Annotated in this window: 22 protein-coding genes and 1 tRNA gene; 18 read left to right on the top strand and 5 right to left on the bottom strand. The window is 65.8% G+C overall.

Going from position 1 to position 21923, the window contains the following annotated elements; translation table 11 throughout:
- The 4 genes from ACQ450_RS13055 (at position 1) to ACQ450_RS13040 (ending at position 3706) form a co-directional block, all read left to right on the top strand.
- Positions 1-897: a hypothetical protein gene (locus ACQ450_RS13055; protein WP_431469590.1), complete on the top strand. Its 897-nt coding sequence runs from the start codon at positions 1-3 to the stop codon at positions 895-897.
- Between the two features lie 730 nt (positions 898-1627).
- Positions 1628-1894: a GIY-YIG nuclease family protein gene (locus ACQ450_RS13050; RefSeq protein ID WP_431469589.1), complete on the top strand. Its 267-nt coding sequence runs from the start codon at positions 1628-1630 to the stop codon at positions 1892-1894.
- An 853-nt stretch (positions 1895-2747) separates the two neighbouring features.
- Positions 2748-3344 carry a hypothetical protein gene (locus ACQ450_RS13045; protein ID WP_431469588.1) on the top strand — a complete coding sequence of 199 codons (597 nt, stop codon included), beginning with the start codon at positions 2748-2750 and terminating at the stop codon, positions 3342-3344.
- A gap of 158 nt (positions 3345-3502) precedes the next feature.
- Complete coding sequence (locus ACQ450_RS13040; RefSeq protein ID WP_431469587.1) at positions 3503-3706, top strand: KTSC domain-containing protein; 204 nt, start codon at positions 3503-3505, stop codon at positions 3704-3706.
- A gap of 12 nt (positions 3707-3718) precedes the next feature.
- Here ACQ450_RS13040 and ACQ450_RS13035 read toward each other — a convergent pair whose 3' ends face one another.
- Complete coding sequence (locus tag ACQ450_RS13035; RefSeq protein ID WP_431469586.1) at positions 3719-4756, bottom strand: lipase family protein; 1038 nt, start codon at positions 4754-4756, stop codon at positions 3719-3721.
- Between the two features lie 258 nt (positions 4757-5014).
- Between ACQ450_RS13035 and ACQ450_RS13030 the strand changes: the two genes are divergently transcribed.
- Together ACQ450_RS13030 and ACQ450_RS13025 are read left to right on the top strand one after the other, a co-directional pair.
- Positions 5015-5446 carry a DUF1330 domain-containing protein gene (locus tag ACQ450_RS13030; protein WP_431469585.1) on the top strand — a complete coding sequence of 144 codons (432 nt, stop codon included), beginning with the start codon at positions 5015-5017 and terminating at the stop codon, positions 5444-5446.
- A gap of 95 nt (positions 5447-5541) precedes the next feature.
- On the top strand, positions 5542-5724 hold the full coding sequence (locus tag ACQ450_RS13025; RefSeq protein ID WP_188054108.1) for a hypothetical protein: 183 nt from the start codon (positions 5542-5544) through the stop codon (positions 5722-5724).
- Here ACQ450_RS13025 and ACQ450_RS13020 read toward each other — a convergent pair.
- Both ACQ450_RS13020 and katG read right to left on the bottom strand, forming a co-directional pair.
- Positions 5721-7814 (bottom strand): S9 family peptidase, encoded by a 2094-nt coding sequence (locus ACQ450_RS13020; protein ID WP_431469584.1) that lies wholly within the window; start codon positions 7812-7814, stop codon positions 5721-5723. The genes ACQ450_RS13025 and ACQ450_RS13020 overlap by 4 nt on opposite strands.
- Before the next feature lie 129 nt (positions 7815-7943).
- A complete protein-coding gene (gene katG, locus ACQ450_RS13015; protein WP_431469583.1) occupies positions 7944-10178 on the bottom strand; it encodes a catalase/peroxidase HPI in 2235 nt (744 codons plus the stop codon).
- A gap of 222 nt (positions 10179-10400) precedes the next feature.
- Between katG and ACQ450_RS13010 the strand changes: the two genes are divergently transcribed.
- Positions 10401-12197 (top strand): aminopeptidase P family protein, encoded by a 1797-nt coding sequence (locus ACQ450_RS13010; RefSeq protein WP_431469582.1) that lies wholly within the window; start codon positions 10401-10403, stop codon positions 12195-12197.
- Positions 12198-12291: 94 nt separating this feature from the next.
- Here ACQ450_RS13010 and ACQ450_RS13005 read toward each other — a convergent pair whose 3' ends face one another.
- Positions 12292-12438, bottom strand: coding sequence for a hypothetical protein (locus tag ACQ450_RS13005; protein WP_188054104.1), 147 nt, complete (start codon positions 12436-12438; stop codon positions 12292-12294).
- A 91-nt stretch (positions 12439-12529) separates the two neighbouring features.
- Between ACQ450_RS13005 and ACQ450_RS13000 the strand changes: the two genes are divergently transcribed.
- From ACQ450_RS13000 to ACQ450_RS12975, 6 genes are all read left to right on the top strand, one after another.
- Positions 12530-12604, top strand: a tRNA-Thr gene (locus tag ACQ450_RS13000).
- Positions 12605-12679: 75 nt separating this feature from the next.
- The gene (locus ACQ450_RS12995; RefSeq protein ID WP_431469581.1) at positions 12680-13792 is read left to right on the top strand and encodes an S-(hydroxymethyl)glutathione dehydrogenase/class III alcohol dehydrogenase; all 1113 of its coding nucleotides are present in this window, start codon (positions 12680-12682) and stop codon (positions 13790-13792) included.
- A 24-nt stretch (positions 13793-13816) separates the two neighbouring features.
- Positions 13817-14218: a VOC family protein gene (locus tag ACQ450_RS12990; RefSeq protein WP_431469580.1), complete on the top strand. Its 402-nt coding sequence runs from the start codon at positions 13817-13819 to the stop codon at positions 14216-14218.
- A gap of 4 nt (positions 14219-14222) precedes the next feature.
- A complete protein-coding gene (locus ACQ450_RS12985) occupies positions 14223-14579 on the top strand; it encodes a cupin domain-containing protein (RefSeq protein WP_431469579.1) in 357 nt (118 codons plus the stop codon).
- Positions 14580-14745: 166 nt separating this feature from the next.
- Entirely contained in the window at positions 14746-15585 is an 840-nt protein-coding gene (gene fghA, locus ACQ450_RS12980; protein ID WP_431469578.1) for an S-formylglutathione hydrolase, read from the top strand.
- Positions 15582-16808, top strand: coding sequence for an NAD(P)/FAD-dependent oxidoreductase (locus tag ACQ450_RS12975; RefSeq protein ID WP_431469577.1), 1227 nt, complete (start codon positions 15582-15584; stop codon positions 16806-16808). The genes fghA and ACQ450_RS12975 overlap by 4 nt, the downstream gene beginning before the upstream one ends.
- Here ACQ450_RS12975 and ACQ450_RS12970 read toward each other — a convergent pair.
- Positions 16805-18037 (bottom strand): bifunctional alpha/beta hydrolase/OsmC family protein, encoded by a 1233-nt coding sequence (locus tag ACQ450_RS12970; protein WP_431469576.1) that lies wholly within the window; start codon positions 18035-18037, stop codon positions 16805-16807. The genes ACQ450_RS12975 and ACQ450_RS12970 overlap by 4 nt on opposite strands.
- 161 nt (positions 18038-18198) lie before the next feature.
- Here ACQ450_RS12970 and ACQ450_RS12965 point away from each other — a divergent pair, with 161 nt between their 5' ends.
- From ACQ450_RS12965 to ACQ450_RS12945, 5 genes are all read left to right on the top strand, one after another.
- Positions 18199-18417: a helix-turn-helix transcriptional regulator gene (locus ACQ450_RS12965; RefSeq protein ID WP_188056539.1), complete on the top strand. Its 219-nt coding sequence runs from the start codon at positions 18199-18201 to the stop codon at positions 18415-18417.
- A 49-nt stretch (positions 18418-18466) separates the two neighbouring features.
- Positions 18467-18832 carry a hypothetical protein gene (locus ACQ450_RS12960; protein WP_188054097.1) on the top strand — a complete coding sequence of 122 codons (366 nt, stop codon included), beginning with the start codon at positions 18467-18469 and terminating at the stop codon, positions 18830-18832.
- Between the two features lie 31 nt (positions 18833-18863).
- Positions 18864-19781, top strand: a complete 918-nt coding sequence (locus ACQ450_RS12955) for a TraB/GumN family protein (RefSeq protein ID WP_431469575.1) — start codon at positions 18864-18866, stop codon at positions 19779-19781.
- Positions 19782-20005: 224 nt separating this feature from the next.
- On the top strand, positions 20006-21250 hold the full coding sequence (locus ACQ450_RS12950) for a DUF3419 family protein (protein ID WP_431469574.1): 1245 nt from the start codon (positions 20006-20008) through the stop codon (positions 21248-21250).
- On the top strand, positions 21247-21921 hold the full coding sequence (locus ACQ450_RS12945; RefSeq protein WP_431469573.1) for a class I SAM-dependent methyltransferase: 675 nt from the start codon (positions 21247-21249) through the stop codon (positions 21919-21921). The genes ACQ450_RS12950 and ACQ450_RS12945 overlap by 4 nt, the downstream gene beginning before the upstream one ends.
- The last annotated feature ends 2 nt before the right edge of the window (positions 21922-21923 follow it).

The raw sequence follows: 21923 nt of genomic DNA, 5'->3' as shown, positions 1-21923 counted from the left end.
ATGATAGACAAGGTAAATAGGCTACCGTTTGCAAATTATGATGTGGTTGTTTACTTTGGCGTGGGCATCTTTTCCCTTCCTCTTGTCAGTAGATATTCGCTTCTAGGACGTGATGTAAGCTTTCCACCCATATTCGGAGCTTACTCAGACGGCAGTATAAACTTGGCCGTTTCCCTGGTTGCTCTTGCATTTGGCGTATATATACTTGGTCATGCCATATCTCTAATGTCCTCCTTTCTAATTGAGCAGTTTATTTATAGAATAGTGGGACCCCCCTCTCACGTTATTTCGAGAACCTGCATTCCATCCGCAGGAAGCTTTAGCTTTCGCAGGCTCATTAGGAACAGAATAGCTTCGTCATATCGCGATTCCCGGACTAACGCAGATATTGTGAGATTGATAGCCAATGCCCCCGTACTCCCGATCTATACGGCAATATACGTCTTTGGCTTCTTTGGTTTTTATCAGTGTAAAATAAGTCCATCCGTTGTCCTTAGGGTGTTCGGCAGGCTCCGGATGTATTTCGACTTGGAGTACGATATAATAAATGACAAACGCTGGTTTAAAGTGGTTGAGTACGCGTGTGCAAACGACCATGCTGTTGCCAGTGCTAAAATGTATAATTACCTGGTAATATACGGCCTGTTTCGCTCTCTTTCGCTTGTGTTTTTGGTTTCGATTTGGTTTGAGTTATTTTATTGGTGGAGATTGGGTGGAATTGGTTTTGTAGACCAAAGCGGACCTGGCAACCCCTTGTTACGGGTAGTAGTTCTTTACGGCGCGTATGGCATTTCCTTGATGGGATACGGAAAGTTCTCGCGGAGGTATGCGGAAGAGGCGGTTCAGGCATTCGGATTGTCTATGATATTTGATCAAAAGGACAGCGGTGCTCGTTGATCGAGAATGCGGTTCTTCGCTTGGTGAAACTCCGCGGACAGTACTACATCCCGCCCGTCGCCCCTGTGCAGGCAGAGGCCTATCGCTCGCGCCGCGCACGCTGCCTTCGGCAGTTGTGCGCTCCGCATGATTTCCGGACAATAATTGCCAGACATGGGCTCCTGCCTACGCAGGAGCGACGGAGCGCAACGCCAGGCGCGTTGTACCTGCATCTCAGTGTTATCGCTGGGTCCGACCAATCGGATCGTCACCCGGTCAGCCGGCAGGCTCCTCCGGAGTCGACGGGACTTCATCCAAAGTCGAGCAAATCGCCACTCGCTCTCCCACGCTCCGGCGTACCGTCGGAACGCACGGGAGGCGACGATGGGACTAACCTATGTCTGCGAGAAATGCGGCAGCAAACTCGTGACGCGCGACGCTTGGGCGGAGTGGGACGAAGCCGCACAGCAATGGGCGCTCGGAGCTGCGTATGATTATTCCTTCTGCCACAGTTGCGAGAGGGAAACGACGCTTCGCGAAGTTCGGCTTGAGGATGCAATTCGGAAGTGAGGGAATAACCCTGCCCCCCGTGGCCCTGCGCAGGCAGGGGCCCATGGCTCGCGCCGCGCACGCTGCCCTCGACAATCGCACGTCCCCGCTTGATCCCCGCGCGATATCCGGCAGACATGGGCTCCTGCCTGCGCAGGAGCGACGGGGGACGGGCATGGAAAAGCGCGGCTATGTCTACATCATGACGAACGGACCGAGCGGAACGCTCTACACCGGCGTCACCGCGAACCTCGCCGCGCGCGTGCACCAGCACCGCAGCGGCACCGGATCGGACTTCTGCCGCAAGAAGGGCCTCACCCGCCTGGTCTATGTCGAGACGCACGAGCGGATCGACGCCGCCATCGCGCGCGAGAAGGCGATCAAGAAATGGAAGCGCGGCTGGAAGCTCAACCTCATCGGCAAGGCGAACCCGGACTGGCGCGACTTGTGGGACGAGATCAACCGGTGATCGCACCGCCGGGGACGAAGGATCGCTGACCGCTTCGCAGAGTAATTGCCAGCGATAGGCCCCTGCCTGCGCAGGGGCGACGAAGACAGGGGAACGCCCGCCGCACCACTCCGTCGCCCCTGCGAAGGCAGGGGCCCATGTCTGGTTGCGGCGCTCGCCGGCGGGCGGGTTGGCGCACAATCGCGGGCCGCATCGCAGAGTCAGCGGCAACGATAGGCCCCGACCTGCGCAGGGGTGACGAAGACAGCGGAACACCCACCCCACAACTCCGTCGCCCCTGCGCAGGCAGGGGCCCATGTCTGGTTGCGGCGCTCGCCGGCGGGCGCGTTGGCGCACAATCGCAGGCGGCACCACAGAGTCAGCAGCAGCGATAGGCCCCGACCTGCGCAGGGGCGACGAAGACAGGGGAACGCCCGCCGCACCTCCCGTCGCCCCTGCGAAGGCAGGGGCCCATGTCTGGTTGCGGCGCTCGCCGGCGGGCGCGTTGGCGCACAATCGCAGGCGGCACCACAGAGTCAGCAGCAGCGATAGGCCCCGACCTGCGCAGGGGCGACGGAGATAGGGGAACGCCGCCGCACCTCCCGTCGCCCCTGCGAAGGCAGGGGCCCATGTCTGGTTGCGGCGCTCGCCGGCGGGCGCGTTGGCGCACAATCGCAGGCGGCACCACAGAGTCAGCGGCAGCGATAGGCCCCTGCCTGCGCAGGGGCGACGTCAAATTTGCCCCAGCTCCATTCCGGCCCAGCTCCAGCTCCAGCCCCGCCGACCCGTCCCTCCGATTTCCGCTGTCCTACACGAACCGATATGGTTATATACCCCGGCTCCCGCGCCCCTTCAGCGACCAAGGAGCCAAGCCATGACCGATCAGTCCCATGATTTCCCCACCACTCCGCGCCGGGTCCGCCGCGACGGCTGGACCGCCGAGCGGCAGCGGCTGTTCCTCGAGACCCTCGCCGAAACCGGCTGCGTGTCCGATGCCGCTGCCGCCGTCGGCCTCACTCCGCGATCGGCCTATCGGCTGCGCGCGCGGGCCGATGCCGATGCGTTCCACCGCGCCTGGGACGCGGCGCTCGTCATCGCCAGCCAGCGGCTCACCACCCTCGCCTTCGAGCGCGCCGTCAACGGCGCGCTGCGCCAGGTGTGGCATCGCGGCGAGTGCGTCGGCGAGGAGCGCGTGCCGTCGGATCGGCTGCTCATCTTCCTGCTCAAGCATTTCGACGCGATGCGCTACGGCAATCTCTCGGGGCTGATCGAAGTCGACATTCCCGATCCGCGCGCCGCCGCCCGCGCCGCGCTCCCTGCGCTCACCCGAGCGCTGACCGACAGCGACTCGCCCGCCGAGCGCCTGCGCCGCGAGGATTTCGTCGAGGGAGTGCAGCCCGCGTTCGACATGGTGGGCGAGCCGGTCGACGTGCCCGGCGTGTTCGATGTGGAGGCCTATGATGTGGAATAGCCCTCCCGCGTGCGCGCGGGCGCTCGCGCGCGCGTTGAGGTGCGACCTTAGTGCGACCTTCGACGGAAAACCGCCGATCGCGGCGCGCAAGCCACCACGGCAACCCGGCCGCCGTCCGCCCGTTCTACGCTGCGGTTCCGGCGGCAGGAGGTCGCGCAATGATCGCGGTCGATTCCGAAATGATGGATGCGGTGGACTATGACGCCGCCCGCCGGCGCCTCGGGATCCGCTTCATTTCCGGCGGCTGGTACTGGTATGCGGGCGTGCCGCGCGACGTGTTCGAGGCGTTGCTCGCCGCGCCGTCGCACGGCCGCTTCTTTCACGATCACATCCGCGATCGCTACGCCTTCCGGCGCGGCTGAGCATGACGCGGATCAGGAAAGGCGGGAGGTCCGCCGCTCGCGGCCCGGATCGGGTAGTTCTGGCGGTTCGCTGCGGCGGCGGTGCTCGCGCCAGCGGGCGGGTACGGTCGATCGCGTGCCTTCGCGATCGTGACGGCGCGGCGGCGGCGGCGCGGCGCCATGGGTGCAGCCGGTCTCGCCCAGGCAGATCAGCCGGTCATAGCCCGAATCGGGGCAGATCGCGTGCGAAGCAATGGCCGAAGGAGTGAACCGCGCGAGGTTGATCCCGGCAAGCGCCGTCCTCCAGTCGCGCGGGTTCACGCCGCTGCCGTCGGCCGGGGCGACACGCTCGCCGACCGAGTGATAGTCGCTGTCGGCAAGCCCGGGCCATACTTGCCGGGCGAGCTGCCGCGCCCAGCGCGGGCTGGCCGGGCCGATCGGCAGGTGCGGGATCGGGTCGCCGGGCAGTTCGTAGCGCAGGCACGCGATCCGCTCGGCGGCATAGGCCTTGGCGAAGGCGGCGTTGCCGGCGCGGGCGGAGGCGATGGTGGCGACGCTGATCGGCATGTCGCGCCATCCGGCGAGGCGCGCGGCACGATAGGCGGCCAGATTGGCGAGCGCGCCGCCCTTGCTGTGGCCGGTGACGAACAGGTGGCGGCGCGCGCCGCGATCGAGCAGCGTCTGGACGGCGGATTTCACGCCCGGTCCCTCGTCGCTGTCGTTCCACAGCCGGGCCATCGATTCGGCGAACCCCCAATGGACGCCGGCGCCGCAATAGTCCGGATCGGCACGGCACACCGAAAGCCCGCCGTTCAGCCAGTCGAGCAGCACGGTCCAGCCGTCGTGCCGCCCGCCGAAAAAGGGAGGAAGCGAACCGCGAAACGCCACGATCACGCCGTCGGGCACGGCGCCGACCAGCGCGAGGTCGATCGGCTGCTGCCACAGCTCGATTCGCCGCTGCACCACCAGCGGCGGCGCGGTCCAGCCGACGCTGCGGCGCACCGTTTCCATCTGCGGGTGATAGGCCTGCGACGCGGCGTAGAGCAGCCGCCGCTTCATGCAGTCGATCATGGTTAACATCCTCCGTCGCAACGCGTTTCGCCGCTGCGGCTGCGCTCCGGCAACTCCGGGCATCTGCATTCAGGGACTCTGCGGACGTGCCTCCGCTGTCCCGATTCAGGACGCCTTGTGGGAGCCGCGTAGTTGCAGACTCCTGAATGGACGAGTCAGCTTTCGTTGGAAATGCAACCGGTTGGCGCGATTCAAGGGGGTGGAATCGGCCGCGTGCGCCGCGCTATCCAGCTGCGAAACGATCAGGAGAACCGCGCCATGACCGATCACATCGACCCCAGCCGGCCGCAGTTCGATGCCTTCAAGGCGCTGCCCCGCGACCAGCCGATCGAGATGCTCAACCTCATCCGCTTCCGCGCCCGCGCCGCCTATCCGGAGGAGCATCCACAGGCTGCCGAGGGGCTGAGCGGCGCCGAGGCCTATGCCCGCTATGGCGCCGGAAGCGGGCCGATCTTCCGCCGCGTGGGCGGCACGATCGTCTGGTCGGCGGCGCCCGAACTGGTGCTCACCGGCCCGGCGGACGAGGCATGGGATACGGCATTCGTCGCCCGCTATCCCAGCGCCCACGCCTTTCTCGAAATGGTGACGGATCCCGACTATCGCCGCGCCGTCGTGCATCGCCAGGCGGCGGTTGCCACCTCGCGGCTGATCCGCACCGCGCCGCGCGAGGGAGGCGCCGGCTTCGAATGACGCCCTAATCTGCGTCCGTTTCGGATCGGGTTCGGCTCCGATTCGGACGCGACCGGCTATATTCCGGCGCACGGTGTCGCTTGAAAGGACCGCCCGTGGCTCTGGAATATGCCTGCGAACGCTGCGGCGGCACGGCAGTCACGCGCGACGCCTGGGCCGAATGGGATGTGGCGGCCCAGGCCTGGGTGCTGTCGGCGGTGTTCGACTATGCCCATTGCCACGAATGCCACCGCGACACGCGGCTCGTCGAACGACCGGCTACCCGGAACCGCCGCTAGGCGGGACCGGCCCGAACCCCGTCGGCCAGCCCGAGCTGCCACAGCACGAACGCCATTTCGTCGGCGGCCTCGCGCAGGCTCTCCCAGCGGCCCGATTTTCCACCATGGCCCGCGCCCATGTTCGTCTTCAACAGCAGCACATTGTCGTCGGTCTTCGTCGCCCGCAGCTTCGCCGCCCATTTGGCCGGCTCCCAATAGGTCACTCGCGGATCGTTGAGCCCGCCGGAAATGAACAGCGGCGGATAGGCCTGCGGCCGCACATTGTCGTAGGGCGAATAGGAGCGGATCAGCTCGAACGCCGCCTTGTCCTCGATCGGATTGCCCCACTCCGGCCATTCGCCCGGCGTCAGCGGGAGGCTGGGATCGAGCATCGTGTTCAGCACGTCGACGAACGGCACGTCGGCAATCACCGCGCCCCACAGCTCGGGATCCGAATTGACGACTGCGCCCATCAGCTCGCCGCCCGCCGAGCGGCCGGCGATGGCGATGTTGCCGGCGCTGGTGAAGCCGAGGTCGATCAGCCCTTTCGCGACGTCCACAAAGTCGTTGAACGTGTTGGTCCGCTTCTCGAGCTTGCCGTCGTGATACCATTGCTGGCCCAGATCGTCGCCGCCGCGGATATGGGCAATGGCAAACGCCATGCCGCGATCGAGGAACGACATGCGGCTGGTGGAAAAGCCGGGCGGGATGGCGTGGCCATAGGCGCCATAGCCGTAGAGATAGAGCTTGCCGCTGCCGTCCTTGGGAAAGTCGGCCGGATAGACGATCGATACCGGCACTGGCGTGCCATCCCGCGCCGTGATCTTCAGCCGCTCGGTGGCATATTTCGCCGGATCATATCCGCTGGGGATCTCCTGGACCTTCAGCGTCTCGAGCCGGTCGTCGGCCAGGTGATAGTCGAACACCGTGCCGGGCGTGACCATCGATTCATAGCCGAGCCGCAGCACCTCGATCGCATATTCGGGATTGTCGCCGGCACCGGCGACATAGCTGGCTTCGGGGAACTCCAGCCGGCGCGGCGGGCGCCCGTCGTACCAGTGGAGCTCGATCTGATCGAGCCCGTCCGCGCGCCCTTCGACCACGAAGAAGTCGGCGAAGGTGGTAACCCCGGTCATGTAGAAGCAATCGGACGGCGCGATCACCTCGCGCCAGTCGCCCGGCGCCTCCACCGGCGCCTTCACCAGCCGCCAGTTGGTGTGAGTATCGTTGGTGTGGATGAAGAGCGTGCCGTCATGCTCCTCGACGTCATATTCGACGCCGGTCTGCCGTGGCCGCACCAGAACCGGCTCGGCGGTGGGATCGTCGGCCGGCAGCAACCGCACCTCGCTGGTCACATGATCGCCGGTCGACAGGATCAGGAACCGCCGCGACTGAGTCTCACCGACGCCGACGCGATAGCCTTCGTCCTCTTCATGATAGAGTTCGACGTCTTGCTCCACCGGCTTTCCCAGCCTGTGCCAGCGGATACGATCGGTACGCCAATGCTCGTTCACCAGCGCATAGAGAAAGCCGTTCGAATCCGCGGTCCAGACGAGTTCGGAAAGCGTGCCGGGGATCACGTCCGGCAGCATCCGGTCGCTTTCCAGGTCCTTTACCCGGACCTCGAACCGCTCCGAGCCATCGTCGTCGACGGCATAGGCGAGCAGCCGCCCGTCCGGACTTACGCTGATCGCGCCCAGCCGGAAATACTCCTTCCCCCTGGCCAACATCGGCTCGTCGAGGATCAGCTGGTCCGCACTGCCGTCGTCAGGCGCGCCGACCGGGCGGCGCCACCAGCGGCGGTATTCGCCGCCCATCTCGAAATCGGTCCAGTAGAGCCAGTCGCCGTCCTTCTGCGGAACGGTGGCATCGTCTTCCTTGATCCGGCCGCGCATCTCCTCGAACAGCGTCTCGGCCAACGGCTTCAGCGGCGCCATCACCTTTTCGAAAAAGGCGTTCTCCTCCTCGAGATAGGCGAGCACGTCCTTGTCGGTCACGGTCGGATAGCCGGGGTCGCGCAGCCAAGCCCATGGATCGTCGATGGCGGTTCCGTGATATTCGCTGCGATGAGGCCGCGTGGCGGCGAGTGGAGGCTTGGGAAGGTCGTTCATTTCGGCCCTTTAGCGCAGCGGGCACGCGCTGCGAAAGCCTGCGCCCGAACGGTCGGACACGAAGAGGCCCCTTGCCGCCGCGTCACTGGAAGCGGAGGCAAGGGGCCTGTGTGGTGCTCGACCTTTCGGCTATTCTGCCAGATCGAAGCGGTCGGCGTTCATCACCTTGGTCCATGCGGCGACGAAGTCCTTCGCGAACTTCTCGCCGGCGTCGCTCGACGCATAGACTTCCGACAGCGCCCGCAGCTGCGAGTTCGAGCCGAAGACCAGATCGGTCCGCGTGGCACGCCACTTCTCCTCGTCGGTCTTGCGGCAGGTGCCGACGAACTCCTCGTCCCCGGCCTCGTCCACTTCCTTCCACGCCGTGCCCATGTCGAGCAGGTTGACGAAGAAATCGTTGGTGAGCTGCCCGGGCCGGTCGGTGAGCACGCCTTCGGGCCGATCGTTGTGATTGGCGCCCAGCACGCGCAGACCACCGACGAGCACCGTCATCTCGGGTGCGCTGAGGTTCAGCAGCTGCGCTCGATCGATCAGCAGCTCCTCGGTCGGGACGCTGAACGAAACCGACAGATAGTTGCGGAACCCATCCACCTTGGGCTCCAGCACCTCGAAGCTTTCGGCATCGGTGATCTCCTGCGTCGCGTCGGTACGGCCCGGCGTGAACGGCACGGCAATGTCATAGCCGGCGTCGCGCGCCGCCTTTTCGATCCCGACCGAACCGCCGAGGACGATGAGATCGGCGATGCTCACCTTCTTTCCGCCGCTCGCCGCACCGTCGAACTCCGCCTTGATGCTCTCATAGACCGCGAGCACCTTGGCGAGCTTGTCGGGTTCGTTGACTGCCCAGCTGCGCTGCGGCTCCAGCCGGATCCGCGCACCATTGGCGCCGCCGCGCTTGTCCGACGTGCGGAAAGTGGACGCAGACGCCCAGGCGGTCTTCACCAGCTGGGAGACGGTGAGCCCCGAATCGCGGATCTTGTTCTTGAGCGACACGACGTCGTCGCCGTTGATCGGCGCGTAATCGGCCTTGGGAATCGGATCCTGCCAGATCAGATCCTCTTCGGGCACTTCTGGACCGAGGTAGCGGGCCTTGGGGCCCATGTCGCGGTGCGTGAGCTTGAACCAGGCGCGGGCGAAGGCGTCGGCGAAATGGGCCGGATCCGCGCGGAACTTGTCCATGATCTTGCGGTATTCCGGGTCCACCTTCATCGCCATGTCGGCGGTGGTCATCATCGTCGGCACCTTGGCGCCGGGGCTGTGCGCCTTGGGCGCGAGCGTTTCCTCGGGGCTGCCCACCGGCTGCCACTGCTTGGCGCCCGCGGGACTGCGCACCAGCTCATATTCGTGGTCGAGCAGCATGTCGAAATAGCTCATGTCCCACTTGGTCGGCGTGGGAGTCCACGAACCCTCGAGGCCCGAGGTGATGGTATGGTCGCCGACGCCGCTCTCATGGCCTGACTGCCAGCCCAGACCCATCTGTGCGATGTCCGCGCCTTCGGGCTCGGCGCCCACCTTGGATGCGTCCCCGGCGCCGTGGCACTTGCCGAAAGTGTGGCCGCCCGCGGTAAGCGCAACGGTCTCCTCGTCGTTCATACCCATGCGGGCGAAGGTTTCGCGGATGTCCCGCCCGGACTGCATCGGATCGGGATTGCCGCCCGGACCCTCGGGATTGACGTAGATGAGGCCCATCTGGATCGCGGCGAGCGGGTTTTCGAGCGCACGCCCCTCTTCCTCGTGGATACGGGTGAGGCTCCCCTCCGAACCGACCCACTCTTCCTCGGTGCCCCAATAGACGTCCTTCTCGGGCTCGAAGATGTCCTCGCGGCCGCCGCCGAAACCGAAGATCGGGCCACCCATCGATTCGATCGCGACGTTGCCGGCCATGATCATCAGATCGGCCCAGCTGAGTTTGCGGCCGTACTTCGCCTTGATCGGCCAGAGCAGACGGCGCGCCTTGTCGAGATTCGCGTTATCCGGCCAGCTGTTGAGCGGGGCGAAGCGCTGGTTGCCCGAGGAGGAGCCGCCGCGGCCGTCGCCGGTCCGATAGGTGCCGGCCGAGTGCCACGCCATGCGGATGAAGAAGGGGCCGTAATGCCCATAATCCGCCGGCCACCAGGGCTGGCTGTCGGTCATCAGTGCGGTGAGGTCGCGCTTCACTGCTTCATAGTCGAGCGACTCGAACTCCTTGCGATAGTCGAAGTCGTCGCCCATCGGATTCCCGTGGAGCCCGTGCTGATGCAGGATCTCGATCGAAAGCTGGTTGGGCCACCAATCCCGGTTGGTGCGGCCCAGCAGCGAGCGCATCGCCTTGCCTTCCTTCATCGGGCAGCCGCTCAGCGGATCTCCGCTCGTCTTCGCGTCCATCGTCTATCTCCTCGGATCTTGAATACTACGGACAAGGTACGGATGCGTGAGGCGAAGGAAAGCGAGGAAGCTTGCTCAGACAGAGTGAAAGAATCGATTGAGGGTGATCGATCGGGCAGCCGGCCAAAGGCGATATTTGCGCAACCGCACGCAGCTGCCTAGCTGAGGCGCAGGATTCATCACCAGCGCGCCACTCGCACAAGGCGCAGGAAGTCGACGCCAATGTCCACCTACGCAGACCGCCTCACCGCCCTTCGCGAACAGCTCCGTTCGGAGCGCCTCGACGGCTTCGTCGTACCGCTCACCGACGAGCATATGAGCGAATATGTAGGCGATTATGCCCAGCGCCTCGCGTGGCTCACCGGCTTTCAGGGCTCGGCGGGCGCCGCGGTGATCCTCCCTGCCGAAGCCGCGATGTTCGTCGACGGGCGATACACGCTGCAGGTGCGCGAACAGGTCGATGCCGATCACTATCAATATGTGAAGGTGCCCGACACGAGCATGTCGGACTGGCTGGGTGAGCACGCGCCCGAGGGCGGTCGCATCGGCTATGATCCGTGGCTCCACACCCGCGCCTGGGTGGCCGAGGCGAGCAAGGCGCTGGCGGAGCGCGGCGCCGAGCTGGTGCCGGTCGCGGCCAATCCGGTCGATGCGATCTGGTCCGATCGTCCCGCCCCCTCGCCTGCGACGCTCAGCGCCCAGAGCGATGCCGCGGCAGGCAAGACCTCGGCCGAAAAGCGCGCCGTAATCGCCGAATGGCTCGAGACGCGCCGTGCCGACGCGGTGGTGCTCTCGGCGCTCGACTCGATCGCCTGGACGTTCAACATCCGTGGGGAGGACGTGATCCACACGCCCGTCGCGCTCTCCTATGCGCTGGTCCACTCCGACGGCACCGCCGAGCTGTTCGTCGCGCCCGAAAAGGTGAACGACGCGGTGCGCCAGCACCTCGGCAATGCCGTGCGCGTCCAGCCGCGCGACGCCTTCGCGCCTGCGCTGAAGGCGCTGTCGGGCAAGCGAGTCGCCGCCGATCCCGAGCGCGCCGTCGCCGCGATCTTCGACCTGCTCGACGCAGGCGGCGCGCACGTCCTCCCGGTGCGCGATCCCGCGGTGCTCGCCAAGGCGCTCAAGAACCCCGCCGAAGTCTCCGGCCACCGTGCCGCGCAGGCGCGCGACGCCGTCGCGATGGTCCGCTTCCTGCGCTGGATCGAGGAGGAGGCGCCCAAGGGCAGCGTCACCGAGATGTCGGCGGTGCGCAAGCTGCTCGAATTCCGCCAGGCCCTCGGCGTGCTCAAGGACACGTCGTTCGACACCATCTCGGGCTATGGCAGGCACGGCGCGATCCCGCACTATCGCGTCACCGAGGAATCGAGCCTGCTCCTCGAACCCGGCAGCCTCTATCTCGTCGATTCGGGCGGGCAATATGAAGACGGCACCACCGACATCACGCGCGTGATGCCCGTCGGCGAACCGACCGCGGAGATGAAGGACCGCTTCACCCGCGTGCTCAAGGGCATGATCGCGCTCACTCATGCCGTGTTCCCGGACGGCACCGCGGGCAGCCAGATCGACGCCTTCGCGCGCCAGTTCCTCTGGCAGGCGGGGCTCGATTATCCGCACGGCACCGGCCACGGCGTCGGCGCCTATCTATCGGTGCACGAGGGGCCGCAGCGCATCGCCGCACCCAACTATCCCGGCGGCGGCCCGTCGGAGCCGCTGCGCGCGGGCATGATCTGCTCGAACGAGCCGGGCTATTACAAGGCAGGCGAATACGGCATCCGCATCGAAAACCTCGTGCTGATCGTCGAACAGGAGATCGCGGGCGCGGAGCAGACGATGCTCGGCTTCGAAACGCTCACCTTCGTCCCCATCGAACGCACGCTGATCGACCCCGCGCTATTGACGCCGCACGAGCGCGAGTGGCTCGACGGCTATCACGCGAAGGTGCTGGAAATCGTCGGCCCGCAGGTGGACGGCGAAGACAAGGCCTGGCTCGAAGCCAAATGCGCGCCGATCGTGTAATCACCGGTGCCCCCGCGAAAGCGGGGGGCCAAGCTTTCGGCGCAGTAAGCGGAGTCCAAGGAGAGTCGAAATGCAGAGGAAATCCGGCCTGACGCTAGGCGTGGTCACCGTCCTCGCGCTGGCGATCCTGTTCGCCAGCGGCATTCTCTGACGCCCGCCCTTCGCGCGCCTGCGCCTTGCGCTTGCGCAGGTTCTCGCGCAGCGCCTGCGCCAGTCGCGCCTTCTTCTCGTCGTCGTTCATGGCATGCCGATAAACCGCCGGGCTTCGGGTTGACAATCGGGGGCATCCAAGCACATAGGCCCCTCCCGCTCGGGCGACCCCCGCGCGGCGTGCTGCCGTAGCTCAGTGGTAGAGCGCATCCTTGGTAAGGCTGAGGTCGTGAGTTCAATCCTCACCGGCAGCACCATTTTCTGACATCTCCTGGTTGCCATCGCGGCCGGCGATCCCGATTAGGGTCGCCAACAGCCCCTGGGAGATCGTGATGAAGACCCGCGCCGCCGTCGCCTTCGAAGCCAAACAGCCTCTGGAGATCGTCGAACTCGATCTCGAAGGGCCGAAGCCCGGCGAAGTGCTGGTCGAGATCATGGCGACCGGCATCTGCCACACCGATGCCTATACGCTCGACGGGTTCGACAGCGAAGGCATCTTCCCCAGCGTGCTCGGCCATGAAGGCGCAGGGATCGTGCGCGAGGTAGGCGCGGGCGTCACCAGTGTCGTGCCCGGCGACCATGTCATCCCCCTCTACACCCCCGAATGCCGCCAGTGTAAGTCGTGCCTGTCGGGCAAGACGAACCTCTGCACCGCGATCCGCGCGACGCAAGGGAAAGGGCTGATGCCCGATGGCACCACGCGCTTCAGCTACAAGGGCCAGCCGATCTACCATTATATGGGCTGCTCGACTTTCTCGAACTTCACCGTGCTGCCCGAAATCGCTGTCGCGAAGATCCGCGAGGACGCGCCGTTCAACACCAGCTGCTACATCGGCTGCGGCGTCACCACCGGCGTCGGCGCGGTGGTCAACACCGCCAAGGTGGAGCCGGGCGCGAACGTCGTCGTCTTCGGCCTCGGCGGCATCGGCCTCAACGTCATCCAGGGCGCGAAGATGGTCGGCGCGGGCCGCATCATCGGCGTGGACATCAACCCCGATCGCGAGGAATGGGGCCGCAAGTTCGGCATGACCCACTTCCTCAATTCGAAGGGCATGAGCCGCGAGGAGACGATCGCGAAGATCCTCGAACTCACCGACGGCGGCGCGGACTACAGCTTCGACGCGACCGGCAATGTCGAGGTGATGCGTACCGCGCTGGAATGCGCGCATCGCGGCTGGGGCGAATCGATCATCATCGGCGTGGCCGAAGCGGGCAAGGAAATCGCGACGCGCCCGTTCCAGCTCGTCACTGGCCGCGTCTGGAAGGGCACGGCGTTCGGCGGCGCGCGCGGGCGCACCGACACGCCCAGGATCGTCGACTGGTACATGGACGGCAAGATCGCGATCGATCCGATGATCACGCATGTCCTCAGCCTCGACGAGATCAACAAGGGGTTCGATCTGATGCATGCGGGCGAAAGCATCCGCAGCGTCGTGGTCTACTGATACGACACGAACGGAGAGGAAGCGATGTTCAACCACATCGTGGTCGGCACCAACGACGTCGAAAAGGCGCGGCTGTTCTACAACGCGGTGCTCGGCACGCTGGGGTTTGAAGGCGAGCCGATCCGCGACGTCAAGGACGGCGTCACGCGGCTGTTCTGGCGGCACGAGGGCAACAGCTTCTGCGTCAGCGAGCCGATCGACGGCGCGCCCGCCACCCCGGCGAACGGCGGCACGATCGGGTTCAAGTGCAGCTCGCCCGAGCAGGTGAAGGCGTTTCATGACGCGGGCGTCGCCCATGGCGGCACCTCGATCGAGGATCCGCCCGGCCCGCGCGCGACCAGCTTCGGCGACGTCCATCTCTCCTATGTCCGCGATCCGGACGGCAACAAGCTGTGCGGCATGTATCGCCCGCGCAAGTCGGGCTGACCGCGTGGACGACAAGGTCAATCTGCCCCAGAAATTCGCCGGCTTTTCCGACCATTGGGGGCCGCGCATCGTCGGCAGCTACAATGGCAACGACGTCCGCCTGATCCGGGCGCAGGGCGAATTCATCTGGCACGTCCATGAGGACACCGATGATTTCTTCCTCGTCCTCGACGGCGAGCTCGATATCGAACTGCGCGACCGCACGATCACGCTCGGCCCGGGAGACCTCTATGTCGTTCCCCGCGGAGTCGAGCACCGGCCGGTCGCGCGGCGCGGCGAGGTGCGGATCCTGAATCTCGAACCGCGCGGCACCAACAATGTCGGCGAGGGTTCGCCCCAGCGGCCGCCCGTCGCAGCCTGAGACACGATTTGGGCTTCCATAATAGGATTTGCGCTGAAATGCTGGGCGCACGCTGGAATTAGAATCGGTCTTTGCGCGCGGGCGTGCGCGCACGCCCGCGCGCGGAGGTGCGACTTTTCAGTGACCTTCGGCGGATTTCCGCGAGTCGAGTTCCCGGGAGAGAGAGTTGGAAACGCTTTCGACGAACATGGCGCATGGCGGAACGCAGGGCGTCCATCGCCATGCCTCCACCGTCACCGGCACCGACATGACCTTCTCGGTCTATGTCCCGCCGCACGCGGATGGCGCGAAGCTGCCGGTGCTCTGGTATCTCTCCGGCCTCACCTGCACCCACGCCAACGTCACCGAAAAGGGCGAGTATCGCGCCGCTTGCGCAGAGCATGGCGTGATCTTCATCGCGCCCGACACCAGCCCGCGCGGCGACGATGTGCCCGATGTGGACGGCTATGATTTCGGCAAGGGCGCGGGCTTCTACGTCGATGCGACGGAGGAACCCTGGGCGACCAATTACCGGATGCGCAGCTATGTCGAGGAGGAGCTTCCCGCGCTGATCGCCGCGCAGTTCCCGGTGGCCGACCTCACCCGCCAGTCGATCACCGGCCATTCGATGGGCGGCCACGGCGCGCTGACCATCGCGCTGCGCAACCCCGGCCGCTTCGCCAGCGTCTCCGCCTTCGCGCCGATCGCCTCGCCGCTGGCCTGTCCCTGGGGCGAAAAGGCGCTGGGCGGCTATCTGGGCAGTGCGGACAAGGCCGCGTGGCGGCGCTACGACGCCTGCGCGCTGATCGCCGATGGCGCGCGGCTTCCCGAGCTGCTGGTCGATCAGGGCGATGCCGACCAGTTCCTCGTCGATGAGCTCAAGCCCGAGCTGCTCGAGGCCGCATGCCGCGAAGCGGGCATCGATCTCACGCTGCGGATGCAGCCGGGATACGACCACAGCTATTATTTCATCTCAACCTTCCTCGCCGATCATGTCGCGTGGCACGCCGAGAGGCTGAACACATGAGCCGATTCGACGTGCTGATCGTCGGCGCCGGCCATGGCGGTGCACAGACGGCGATCGCACTGCGGCAGAACGGCTTCACCGGTACGATCGGAATCGCCGGCGACGAGCCCGAGCTGCCCTACGAGCGCCCGCCGCTTTCCAAGGAGTATCTCGCCGGGGAGAAACCGTTTGAGCGCCTGTTGATCCGCCCCCCCGCTTTCTGGGCGGAGCGCGACGTGGCGATGCTGCCTGGCCGCCGTGTGGTCCGCGTCGATCCCGGCGCGCATGAAGTTACCACCGAAGCGGGTGAGACATTCGGCTATGGAGCGCTCGTCTGGGCGACCGGCGGGCGCGCGCGGCGGCTCACCTGCTCGGGCGCGGCGCTGAAGGGCGTTCACACCGTGCGCAGTCGCGCCGACGTCGACGCAATGATCGCCGAACTGCCGGACGTGACTCGTGTGGCGGTGATCGGAGGCGGGTACATCGGTCTTGAGGCAGCCGCGGTGCTCACCAAGCTCGGCAAGAAGGTTTGCGTTCTCGAGGCGCAGGATCGCGTTCTTGCCCGGGTCGCGGGCACGCCGCTGTCGCGCTTCTTCGAGGACGAGCATCGCGCCCATGGCGTGGACATCCGGCTGGGCGTCCAGGTCGGCTGCATCGAGGATCGGGACGGCGCCGCCTGCGGCGTACGGCTCGGTGACGGCAGCAGCGTTCCTGCCGAAATGGTGATCGTCGGCATCGGCATCCTCCCCGCGACCGATCCGCTCTACGCCGTCGGCGCGCAGGGTGAGAACGGCGTGCTGGTCGACGCGCAGTGCCGCACGACGCTTCCCGACATCTATGCCGTCGGTGACTGTGCGCTGCACGCCAGTCGCTTCGCGGAGGACGGGCCTATCCGCCTCGAATCGGTGCAGAACGCGAACGATCAGGCCACGGTGGCCGCGAAGACGATCTGCGGGATCGACGCGATTTATCAGGCCGTCCCCTGGTTCTGGTCCAACCAATATGACCTGAAGCTGCAGACCGTCGGGCTGTCGACCGGCCATGACACCGCAGTCGTTCGCGGCGATCCGGCGGACCGCAGCTTCTCGCTCGTCTATCTGCGCTCGGGCCGGGTAATCGCGCTCGACTGCGTGAACATGGTCAAGGACTATGTTCAGGGACGCAAGCTGGTCGAGGCGGGAGCGGTCGTCGATCCGGAGCGGCTCGCCGACACGAGCGTTCCGCTCAAGCAACTGCTGGGCTAGCGATCAGCCTCGTCGGCCGACTGCGCCTCCTCGCGCGTGTGCACGTGCAGCTCGCCGGTAAGCGTCCGGTGCACGGGGCATTTGTCGGCGATCCGCATCAGATCGGCGCGCTGCGACTCGCTCAGCGGGCCGGTCATTCGGATCGTCCGCTCGATCGCTTCGATCTTTGAAGCCGGATCGGTGCAATGGTCGCAATCCACGCCATGGTTGCGGTCATGCGTCAGCCGGATCGCAACGTCCTCGAGCGGAATGTCCTTGCGCGCCGCATAGAGCTTGAGCGTCATCGAAGTGCATGCGCCCAGCGCGCCCAGCAGCAGGTCGTACGGGCCCGGCCCCGCGTCCTCGCCGCCCACCGCCACCGGCTCGTCGGCGACCAGACTGTGAAGATGCGTCCGCACGGTCGTGCCGAACTTGCCGCCCGCATTGCCGGCGAACACTTCGCCTTCCGCCACCATCGGCGCCGCTTCGGCGGGCGCCAGATAGCGTTCCGCCCAGGCGGCGATCAGCGCGGCGACATAGCCCGCGTCGCTGCGCCGCGTGAGCAGATGGTCGGCATCGTCGAGCGTGACGAAGCTCTTCGGGTGCCGTGCCGCGTCGAAGATCAGCCGGGCGTTGTCGATTCCCACCACTTCGTCGCCCGGGGCGTGCAGCACCAGCAGCGCACGGCCGATCGCGCCGATCCGGATCGCCGGATCCTGCGCGCGCAGCGAATGCAAGAATTGCGCGCCGATGCGGAAGCTGCGGCCGCCGATCGTCACCGCGCCGGCGCCTTCACGTTCGATCGCCGCCAGATCGCCGCGGATCGCCTCGAGCACATGCGCGGGATCGAACGGCGCCCCGATCGTCACCACGCCGCGCGCTTCGGGAATCCGTTCCGCCGCTGCCAACACGGCCGCGCCGCCCAGACTGTGCCCGATCAACAGTGCGGGCGCTGCGATCGACGCCCTCAGATGATCGGCCGCCGCGACGATGTCGGCCACATCGCCGAGGAAATGCGCATTGGCGAAGTCGCCCTCACTGCCGCCAAGGCCCGTGAAGTCAAATCGCATCGTCGCGATCCCGGCGCCTGCCAGCGCAGTCGTGATTCGATTCGCGGCATGGCTGTTCATCGTGCAGGTGAAGCAATGCGCGAACAGCGCCACTGCACGGATCGGTCCGACCGGGAGCTCCAGCCGCGCCGCGAGGCTCTGCCCAGAAGAGCCTTGGAATTCAATCGCCTGGCTCGGCATCGCGCCCTCCCTGTCTTTTTCGCAGCATCCCGATAGCAGAGCCCGTTTGTCAACTACAGAGCGCTTTTAGTCAGGTGTTGTTGACACCGTCAGGACTCGCTGTCACAAAGTCAGGGACGCCTGACACTCTGGGGGTCGGCCAGAAGGAGACGATGCGCCGCATGAAGAACCGGCTGAAGGTGCTGCGTGCGGAGCGCGACTGGAGCCAGGCAGAACTCGGTGGACGGCTGGGCGTGTCGCGCCAGGCGGTGAACGCGATCGAGACAGGGAAATACGATCCCTCGCTCCCGCTCGCGTTCAGGATCGGCCGAGTGTTCGGCATGCGGATCGAGGAGATTTTCGATGATGGCGAGAATGGCGGGGAGCAGGCTTGTGATTGATCGGATGGGCGAAGGCGAGCGTGCTACCGTGCTGAGGCGCCGGCGCGTCATGCGCCCCATTATCGCCACCGGCGTGATCGGCGGCATCCTGGGGTTCGTGTTGGCGGCGCTGGAGGGGGGCACCGAGCGGATGGTCAGCGCGCTTCCGCCCGCAGCTGCGGTGGCGGCGGCACTCGTCACGGTCGTCACGGTGACGGCCGGAAGCGTGATCTACTGGCGACGGATCGACGAGCTGGAGCGCAACGCCTGCCTGTGGAGCGGCATGCTGACGCTGAACTTCTACTTTCTGACGTACATGAGCTGGTGGCTGCTCTGGAAGGGCGGAATCACGCCCGAGCCGCACCACGAGATTCTCTTTGGCGCCACTTATTTCGCACTGATCGCAACCTATTCCTGGAAGAAGTTCCATCCCTGACCGGTGCGGTCACTCTCGAGGAGACACGAACATGTTGAAGACCTTCCTTCGTGCCGGTGCCGCGATGGCGCTGGTACTCGCCCCCGCCGCGGGTCAGGCTCAGGTGGAGACGCAGGCGCAAGCGCAGGCTGCGCCCGTGCAAGACGCCGATCCCGCGCTGTGGGTTGTCAAGGACGAGGACACGACAATCTACCTGTTCGGCACCGTCCATGTGCTCAAGCCGGGCCTGAGCTGGTTCGACGAAGCGGTGAAGAACGCGTTCGACGCCAGCGACGAAATCGTGCTGGAAATGGTCGAGCCCGACGAGACGGAGATGCAGGCGCTGGTGATGCGCACCGGCATGAACATGTCCGGACCCACGCTCACCGAGCAGCTTCCCGAGGACAAGCGCGCCGCGCTCTCCGCAGCCGCCGCCGAGACGGGCCTGCCGGTCGCCGCCCTCGATCGCTTCGACCCCTGGCTCGCCGGCCTCACGATCACGGCGGTCAAGCTCCAGAAGCTCGGCTTCGATCCCAACACCGGCGCCGAGCGCATGATCAGCGCCGCCGCCGAGGAAGCCGGCAAGCCGGTCAGCGGCCTCGAAACGGCCGAAGAGCAGCTGATGATCTTCGACAACATGCCCGCCGATCTCCAGACGCGCTACTTCGTCAGCGTGCTCGATCAGGTCGATGAGATGGGGCCGATGCTCGACAATATGGTCGTGCTCTGGGCGAACGGCGATCCCGATGCGCTGGGCGCGCTGCTCAACGAGGAACTGCGCGACGAGCCCGAACTCGCGCGGCGCCTTCTGGCCGATCGCAACGCCCGCTGGGCCGAGTGGATCGACGCGCGACTGGATCAGCCGGGCACCGCCTTCGTCGCCGTCGGAGCGGGGCACCTTGCCGGCGAGGACAGCCTCCAGCACTTCCTGGCCCAACGCGCGCTGAACGCGGAGCGGATCGCTTATTGATCCCTTCACCAGCTGCAACCAGTGCCGTCGGCTCCCCGGAGCCGGCGGCGCTGCCGCCGAGGCGGATGTTCCGTGCCTCGGCCGGGGCGGCATGCTTCTCCCGTCGGGTGGGAGGGATTGATTTCGGGCAGGCCGTGTCACATGTGAGACGCCAAACCGTCACAATGCGAGCCTAGTGCTCGCGCGCTTCCGCCCGAGGCGCGGAACCCCTCCAGGAGTCTGCAATGGGATCGATGGCGAAGTCGCCGAAGAATGTCGCAGTGCGCGGTGCCGTGCACCGGCACGAGCATCTGACCAAGCAGGGGCTGCTCGAGCGCGCCTTCACCTTCGCCTTCCGCGGCCTCGTCTATGCGCAGATCTGGGAAGACCCGATCGTCGACATGGAGGCGCTGGAACTCGGGCCCGACCACCATCTGGTGACGATCGCGTCGGGCGGCTGCAATGTGCAGTCCTATCTGACCGCCGATCCCAGGAAGATCACGGCGGTCGATCTCAACACGGCGCACGTCGCGCTCAACAATCTCAAGCAGCAGGCAGCGCTCCACCTGCCCGACTATGAGAGCTTCCATCGCTTCTTCGGCCTGGCCGACCGCGAGGCGAACATCGACGCCTATTACGAGCACATCCGGCCGCATCTCGACTCCGCGTCGCGCGCCTATTGGGAGCAGCGCAGTCCCAATGGCGTGCGTCGGATCAGCGCGTTCAAGGCGAATTTCTATCGCTACGGGCTGCTCGGCCGGCTGATCGGCTTCGTGCATTGGCTCGCCCACCGCTACAGGATCGATCCGAGCGAGATCCTGCGCGCCAAGAGCCGCGAAGAGCAGTGCGAGATTTTCGATCGGAACTTCGCCCCCTTCTTCGACAAGAAGCTGCTGCGGTGGATCGTCGACAACCCCGCCTCGCTGTTCGGGCTCGGCATTCCTCCGGCGCAATACGACCTGCTGAAGGCCGACGATCCCGAGGGGATCACCGGCGCGCTGCGCAGCCGGCTGCGCAAGCTGGCCTGTGATTTCGACATCAAGGAAAATTATTTCGCCTGGCAGGCGTTCGGTCGCGGCTATGGCCGCACCGAAGACGCCCCCCTGCCGCCCTATCTTCAGCGCGAAAACTGGGATGCGGTGCGTACCCGCGCCGATCGGATCGAGATCCGGCACCAGAACATGGCCGAATATCTCGAATCGATGCCCGCACAGTCGCTCGACCGGTTCATCCTGCTCGATGCGCAGGACTGGATGACGGACGAGCAGCTCACGCGCCTGTGGGCGGCGATCACGCGCACGGCAAAGCCTGGCGCCCGCGTGCTTTATCGCACCGCCGCAAAGCCGGACGTCGTGAAGGGGCACATTCCCGAAGAGCTGATGTCTCAGTGGGAATATGCCCCGCAGGACAAGCTCGACGACTGGACGCGGCGGGACCGTTCCTCGGTCTATGGCATGGTCCATCTCTGGACGCTGAAGCCGCACGGATGAACGGGGCGGGCACGGACAGCGGCGCCGCCGACCAGAAGGGGTTGATGGACAGCGTCTACGGCTTCCATCGCCACATCTACGACGCCACGCGCAAATTCTACCTGCTCGGCCGCGACGCGCTGATCCGCGATCTGGCGCCCCCGCCGGGCGGCACCGTGCTCGAAGTCGGCTGCGGCACGGCACGAAACCTGATCGTTGCCGCCCGCCATTGGCCCGAGGCACGTTTCTATGGCTTCGACATCAGCGAGGCGATGCTCGATACGGCGCGCACCTCACTCTCGCGCAAGGGTCTCGCGAACCGAGTCGAACTGGCCCAGGCCGATGCCGGCAGCTTCGATACCGAGCGACTTTTCGGCATCCCCTCGGTGGATCGCATCTTCATGAGCTATACGCTTTCGATGATTCCGCCCTGGCAGGAAGCGATCGAGCGCGCCGTCGCCTCGCTCGCGCCGGGCGGCAGCCTGCATATCGTCGACTTCGGCCAATATGAGCGCCTGCCGAAGCTCGCCAAGAAGCTGCACTTCAAATCGCTGAACGACTTTCACGTCTATCCCCGCCGCGAGCTGCCGGCGGTATTGCGGCGCGTGGCGGAGGCGAACGGACTCGAACTCGATTTCCGCTCGCGGCTGCGTGGCTATGTCTGGCGCGCGACGCTCACGCGTCGGGGCTGAGC

The organism is Sphingosinithalassobacter sp. LHW66-3 (assembly GCF_050703275.1).
Lineage (GTDB): Bacteria > Pseudomonadota > Alphaproteobacteria > Sphingomonadales > Sphingomonadaceae > Sphingomonas.
The sequence above is the reverse complement of the archived record's forward strand: the minus strand, read 5'-3'. Positions and strand labels throughout refer to the sequence as shown.